This is a genomic window from Zemynaea arenosa (assembly GCF_004614185.1).
Taxonomy (GTDB): domain Bacteria; phylum Pseudomonadota; class Gammaproteobacteria; order Burkholderiales; family Burkholderiaceae_D; genus Telluria; species Telluria arenosa.
Genome location: NZ_SPVF01000126.1, coordinates 1 through 5,797 on the forward strand (window position 1 = coordinate 1; position 5,797 = coordinate 5,797).

At 68.4% G+C, this 5,797-nt stretch carries 7 protein-coding genes; 4 read left to right on the forward strand and 3 right to left on the reverse strand.

Translation table 11 applies throughout. The features are described from left to right. Positions 1–48: 48 nt before the first annotated feature. Positions 49–735: a ribose-5-phosphate isomerase RpiA gene (gene rpiA, locus E4L96_RS09635; protein ID WP_135207003.1), complete on the reverse strand. Its 687-nt coding sequence runs from the start codon at positions 733–735 to the stop codon at positions 49–51. Between the two features lie 128 nt (positions 736–863). On the opposite strand from rpiA, the gene E4L96_RS09640 reads away from it, so the two are divergent. Genes E4L96_RS09640 through E4L96_RS09655 form a run of 4 tightly spaced genes read left to right on the forward strand, consistent with a single transcriptional unit; the run spans position 864 to position 4,029 of the window. After that, complete coding sequence (locus tag E4L96_RS09640; protein ID WP_135207004.1) at positions 864–1,232, forward strand: response regulator transcription factor; 369 nt, start codon at positions 864–866, stop codon at positions 1,230–1,232. Between the two features lie 16 nt (positions 1,233–1,248). Then, positions 1,249–1,872, forward strand: coding sequence for a chemotaxis protein CheX (locus E4L96_RS09645; RefSeq protein WP_135207005.1), 624 nt, complete (start codon positions 1,249–1,251; stop codon positions 1,870–1,872). Between the two features lie 11 nt (positions 1,873–1,883). Next, positions 1,884–2,846 carry a sensor domain-containing diguanylate cyclase gene (locus tag E4L96_RS09650; protein WP_307721636.1) on the forward strand — a complete coding sequence of 321 codons (963 nt, stop codon included), beginning with the start codon at positions 1,884–1,886 and terminating at the stop codon, positions 2,844–2,846. Next, a complete protein-coding gene (locus E4L96_RS09655; protein WP_220433412.1) occupies positions 2,839–4,029 on the forward strand; it encodes an acyltransferase family protein in 1,191 nt (396 codons plus the stop codon). The genes E4L96_RS09650 and E4L96_RS09655 overlap by 8 nt, the downstream gene beginning before the upstream one ends. Here the strand turns inward: E4L96_RS09655 and E4L96_RS09660 are convergent. Beyond that, positions 4,026–5,090 carry a GGDEF domain-containing protein gene (locus E4L96_RS09660; RefSeq protein ID WP_135207006.1) on the reverse strand — a complete coding sequence of 355 codons (1,065 nt, stop codon included), beginning with the start codon at positions 5,088–5,090 and terminating at the stop codon, positions 4,026–4,028. The genes E4L96_RS09655 and E4L96_RS09660 overlap by 4 nt on opposite strands. A 128-nt stretch (positions 5,091–5,218) precedes the next feature. Beyond that, positions 5,219–5,728, reverse strand: a complete 510-nt coding sequence (locus E4L96_RS09665; RefSeq protein WP_135207007.1) for a Clp protease N-terminal domain-containing protein — start codon at positions 5,726–5,728, stop codon at positions 5,219–5,221. Positions 5,729–5,797 lie beyond the last annotated feature (69 nt).

The following is a 5,797-nucleotide window of genomic DNA, read 5'->3' on the forward strand; positions in this document are numbered from 1 at the left end:
GCCCCGCCATGCGGGCGCGCGGGCGCCGCACCGCATTCAGCAGGCGGTTCATGCGCGCTGCTCCCCGAAGGTCAGGGTCTTCACGCCATCGGCGGTGCCGAGCAGGCACACGTCCGCGCCCTGCTGTGCGAACAGGCCCACGGCGACCACGCCCACGATCTGGTTGATCGTGCGCTCCAGGCCCACCGGGTCGGTGATCGCCAGCCCGGCCACGTCGATCAGCTCCCCGCCGTTGTCGGTGATATGCGGCGCGCCATCCTTGAGGCGCAGCCTGGGCTGCCCGCCCAGCGCGGCCAGCCGGCGCATAACGGCGTTGCGCGCCATCGGCAGGACTTCGACCGGCAGCGGGAATTTGCCCAGGGTTTCCACCAGCTTGGAGCCGTCCGCGATGCACACGAATTTCTTCGACACCGAGGCTACGATCTTCTCGCGCGTGAGGGCTGCGCCGCCGCCCTTGATCATGGCGCCGGTGGCGTTGATCTCGTCCGCGCCGTCGATGTACACGGCGATCGACTCGACCTCGTTCAGGTCCAGCACCGGAATGCCATGGCCGCGCAGGCGCGCCGCCGTCGCTTCGGACGACGCCACCGTGCCCGCGATGCGGTCCTTGATCTTCGCCAGTTCGTCGATGAAGAAGTTGGCGGTGGAGCCGGTGCCGACGCCGATGATGGCGCCGTCCACCACGTGGGCGATGGCCGCGCGGGCGACCGCCTGTTTCAGTTCGTCTTGAGTCATGTGAGCGTGGATTGCAATGGAAAATCGCATCATTTTAGCATCGGCAGCGGGGCGGGAATTGGTCAAACTGGCAAGCAGGTGTGCGAAAATGGCGGGTACGGAAGACCAAAAACTCAGGAATAACAAGAATGACAAATCAGCAAAAAGTCCTGGTCGTGGACGACAGCCGCGTGTCGCGGCTGATGGCCCGCCAGTTCATCCTGGCCGCGCACCCGGACTGGATCATCGACGAAGCGGCGACCGGCGAAGACGCCATCGCCAAGGCGCAGGCCTTCCAGCCGAACCTCGTGGTCATCGACGTCAACATGCCTGGCATGGGCGGCGTGGCCGCGGCCGAGCAGCTGCGCGACCTGCTCCCCAACGCGCACATAACCCTCCTCACCGCCAATGTGCAGACCGCGACCCGCAACCGCGCCGCGGAACTGGGCATCGGCTTCATGGAAAAGCCGATCACCGAGGAGCGCATCGCCAAGGTCTGCGCCGCCCTCGCCTCCTGAGCCACCACGCCCGCCCATGATCCAGCTGAACGAACTGCAGCACGACGCCCTGCTCGAAATCTTCAATATCGGTGTCGGCCACGCGGCCGCCTCGATGAGCGACATCGTGCGCGAAGAGGTGCGGATGTCGGTGCCCTCGATCAGCTTCCTCAACCGCGCGCAGGCCGCGGCCCTGCTAAGCAGCGCCGCGGCGGGACCGAGCCGCGTGTGCGGCATCAGCCAGCACTACGAGGGCGCGTTCGAGACCGAGGCGGTCCTCATGTTCCCCGAGGATAAAAGCCTGGAGATCGTGCGCCTGATGGTGGGCGAGGCGGTGCCGCTGGAAGAGCTGACCGAAATGGAGCAGGAGGCCATGAGCGAGATCGGGAATATCATCCTGAACTCGTGCATCGGCACCCTGGCCAACATCTTCGGCCAGGAGCTCACCGGATCCCTGCCCGCCTACCACGTGGGGACGAGCGAAGAGATCCTCACCGCCTCCGGCAGCCCGGCCGATGCCATCGTGCTGATGCTGCATATCGACTTCATCCTGGAGCGGCACGAGATCCACGGCTATGTCGCCTTTATCCTCGACATGAGCGCCCTGTCGGACCTGCAGGAGCAGGTGGACCGCTACCTGGCGAAGGCGATGGGGAGCTGATGGACGCACCCGTGCCTACGCCCACAGCGCAGGACCATCGCCTGGTCATGCTGGAAGCCGTGCTGGCGGCGGCCGATATCGGCATGCTGGTGCTGGACAGCGCCCGCCGCATCGTGCTGTGGAACCGCTGGATGGCGCGCTACTCGGGCCGCACCGCGACCGAGGTGCTGGGACGGGAACTGCATGCCGTGTTCCCGGAGCTGGACAACCGCCGCATCGACGCGGCCATCGCGCAGGCGCTGCGCGGCTTCCCGTCGGTGCTATCGCAGACGCTGCACAAGGCGCCATTCCCGCTGGTCGCCCAGGCGGGCGGGCCGCGCATGCAGCAGGCGGTGGCCGTGACGCCGGTCGCGCTGCCGGGCGGCGAGCGGCATTGCCTGATCCAGATCACCGATGTCAGCGCGGCGGTCAACCGCGAGCGGCTGCTGCGGGTGCAGGCACTGGAATTGCGCTCGCAGACCTTCTCGGATGGGCTGACCGGGATTGCGAACCGGCGGCACTTCGATGTCGCAGTGGAGAAGGAAGTGCGGCGCGCCAAGCGCGCGGGCACGCCCTTGACGCTGCTGATGATCGATATCGATCACTTCAAGGCTTACAACGACCATTACGGACACCAGCAGGGAGACGAGACCCTGGTGCGGGTGGCGGCGGCCTTGGCCAGCCTGCTGCAGCGGCCGACCGATTTGCTGGCGCGGTATGGCGGGGAGGAGTTCTCGGTGATCCTGCCGGAGATGGACGAGCCGCAGGCTCTCGCGATGGCGGAGGCGCTGCGGCGCCGCGTTCGTGCACTGGATATCCCGCATGGACATACGGGGCCGGCCGGCGAGCCGTTTGTCACCATCAGCATCGGCATGGCGATGCTGGACACCGCGGGCGTGGCTTCGGTGGCCGCCTTGATCGGCGCCGCCGACCGCGCGCTCTACGACGCCAAGCGCTGCGGCCGCAACCGCGTGATGAGCGCACCGCATGGCTGAACGCGACCTCGCGCCCGCAGCGCCACCTGCGGACGCCGCAATGCGGGGCCAGACACCTGCCGCCGCGCGCGTGGCCCGGCCACGCAATAGCGGCATCGACTGCCTGCGCGGCTTCGCCATCCTGCTGGTGGTGGTGCACCACCTTGCGCTGCCCTTCCGCCTTCCGCTGCGCCCCAGCCTCCTCGGCGAGTGGCTGCCCAAGCGCCTCCTGAACGCCGTCAGCTTCAATGGTTACGAAGCCGTCTTCATCTTCTTCGTGATCTCCGGCTTCCTGATCGCCACCCGCATCCTGGAGCGCCACGGCGACTTGCGCAGCGTGAGCCTGCGCCAGTTCTACACGGCGCGCGCGCGCCGCATCCTGCCGCTGCTGTTCCTCACGCTGGCCGTCCTGAGCGGCTTCGCACTGGCAGGCATCGAAGGCTTCGGTCCTGGCAAAGATTCGCAGCAAACACTCGCCGGCCTGCTCGCATCCGCCCTCACCTTCACCTTCAACTGGTACGAAGGCCGCACCGGCTGGGCGCCCGCCGCCTGGGACGTGCTGTGGTCCCTGTCGATCGAGGAGGTGTTCTACCTGGGCTTCCCCCTGCTCTGCCTCCTCCTCCCGCGCCGCGTCCTCATCGCCGCACTGGCCGTGTGGGCGCTCGCCCTGATCCCGCTGCGCGACATGGTCCCGGCGTCCAACGAGGTGTGGTGGGAGAAGGCCTACCTGCCCGGAATGGCGGCCATCGCCTGGGGCGTGCTCACCGCGCTGCTGGCCCAGCGCTGGCGCCCGGCGCAGCGCGACGCCCGCGCCATCGCCCTCTTCGGCGGCTTCTGCATCCTGCTGGTGATCGGCTGGGGAGACCTGGTGCACAAGCACCTGTTCAAATCGGGCCTGTACCTGCTGTGCGTAGGCGCCTGCACGATGCTGCTCGCCTTCCATGCGCATCCACCCGCACCGCGCCGCGGCCTGCGCTGGCTGGCGCGCATGGGTGAGTTGAGCTACGAGCTGTATCTGTCCCACATGTTCGTGGTGCTGGCGGTGGTGGCGGGCTACCGTGCGCTGCTCGGCGCCACGCAGACCTGGACCTTCACGATCTACCTGCCGGCAGTGGCGATCTGCTTCGCCCTCGCCACCGCGCTGGCGCGCTTCACGGCCCGCTGGGACCAGCCGCGCCACCGGCGCCACCTGCACACCGCTTAAACCGCCGTCTCCACCCGGATCGCGTCGCGGCCCGACTGCTTGGCTTCGTACATCAGCGCGTCCGCCCGGCCGACCATGGCATCGAAGCTTTCGCCATCGCGCTGCCGCACAACGCCCGCCGAAATGGTGAGCCCGGCCTCCAGGTGCGGCAGGTCGCGCAAGCCAAGCTGCAGCCGCTCCAGCATCCGGCACGCGTCGGCCAGACCGGTGTCTGGCATCACGATCAGGAATTCCTCGCCACCCCAGCGGGCGACGGCGTCGCGCGCCCGCACGCTGCGCCGCGCCACCTCGGCGAAGTGGCGCAGCGCGGTGTCGCCCGCGTCGTGTCCCAGCGCGTCGTTGAGCTTCTTGAAGTGGTCGATGTCGATCAGCGCCAGCGTCAGCTCGCCCTCGTCGGTCTCCGCATGGAAGCGCGAGCGCACGCCGTGGCGGTTCAGGAGCGCGGTCAGTTCATCGGTGTTGGCGGCGCGCTCGATCTTGGCCAGCGCCGCCTGCAACTCGGCCTGCTGCGCCACCAGCTTGACGCGCAGGCGCGCATGGTCGCTGGTGACCACCGCCACCGAAATGATGCCGATGGCGGCGAGGCCGAAGTTGGTCAGCTCATCGCCCATGCGGCGCGGGTCCATGTCCACATAGCCCAGGATCAGGCACGCGAGCAGGAGCAGCATCAGGCCAAAGCCGGACAGCGCCAGCGTCTGGCGGGGCCTCAGCGCAAAGGCCGAGAACACGATCACCACCGGGAGCCCGATCAGCATCGAGGCGCGGTGCTCGGGCGGCGCGAAGGCATACAGCATCACGTCGAAGCCGACCGCGAATGCGGCCTGGGCCTGCGCGAGGCGCCAGTTGGGGATGCGCAGGCGCTCGCTGAACCAGATCAGCAGCACGAACAGCAGCAGCGCCACCGCCGCGACGAAGCCCACCGCCGTGACGCGCTGCGCGGGCAGGCGGCCGATCAGCACCTCCCGCTGCAGCATGGCGAAGCACGCGCCGTACACGAGGACCGTGCCCGCCCAGTAGCGCAACTGGCGTACGCGCTTCTGCATCGGCGTGAGAGGTGTCATCAAAGGAATCCGTGGGGCAATATTCCTATTATGACATCTGTATTACCGAAAATTACACTGGAGCACTAATTACAACACTCGGCGGCCGGAGTGACCTCGCGCCCGGCGGCAGCCATTTCTCGCTCAGCCTAAGCTGGCAGTGCGCTGATTTCCTCATGCGCCGCGCGCGACAACTGCTCCGTCCCGACGCCCAGCACCCGCAAGGTGCGCGCTGCGACGCCCTGCTCGGCCTTCGCCAGCGCCGCCAGCACGTGGGCTCCAGAGAGTCCGCGTCCGGCCCGCATCTCAGCATCCTTGGCCAGCACCTGCATGAGCGCTTGCGCCGAGGCCTGCGCGCGATACACGCCCGCAACGGGTGCGGCCAGCGGCTCCGGCGCCTCGTGCGCCCCATCCAGCCCCACACTCGCCAGCGCGTTCCGGTACTGCTCCTCGATCGCGCCCGGCACCCGCCGGGGATCGACCTGCAAGCGCGCGAACACCCGCGCCGCCGCCCCATCCGGCAAGTCCAGCGCCGCCAGCAGGAAATGCTCCGCCCCCGGCAGCGCCGCGCCCCGCTCCCGCGCATGCGCTTCGGCGCGCTCGCACAAGAGGCGCAAGGTCCGCATGTCCGCCAGCCGGCGGCGTATCGCTTTGAACATCGAAGTCTCCTCGGAAGATGGCAAGCCGGCAGCGCGCGCCGCGCGGCAGGACAAGGGGCGCCGCGAACG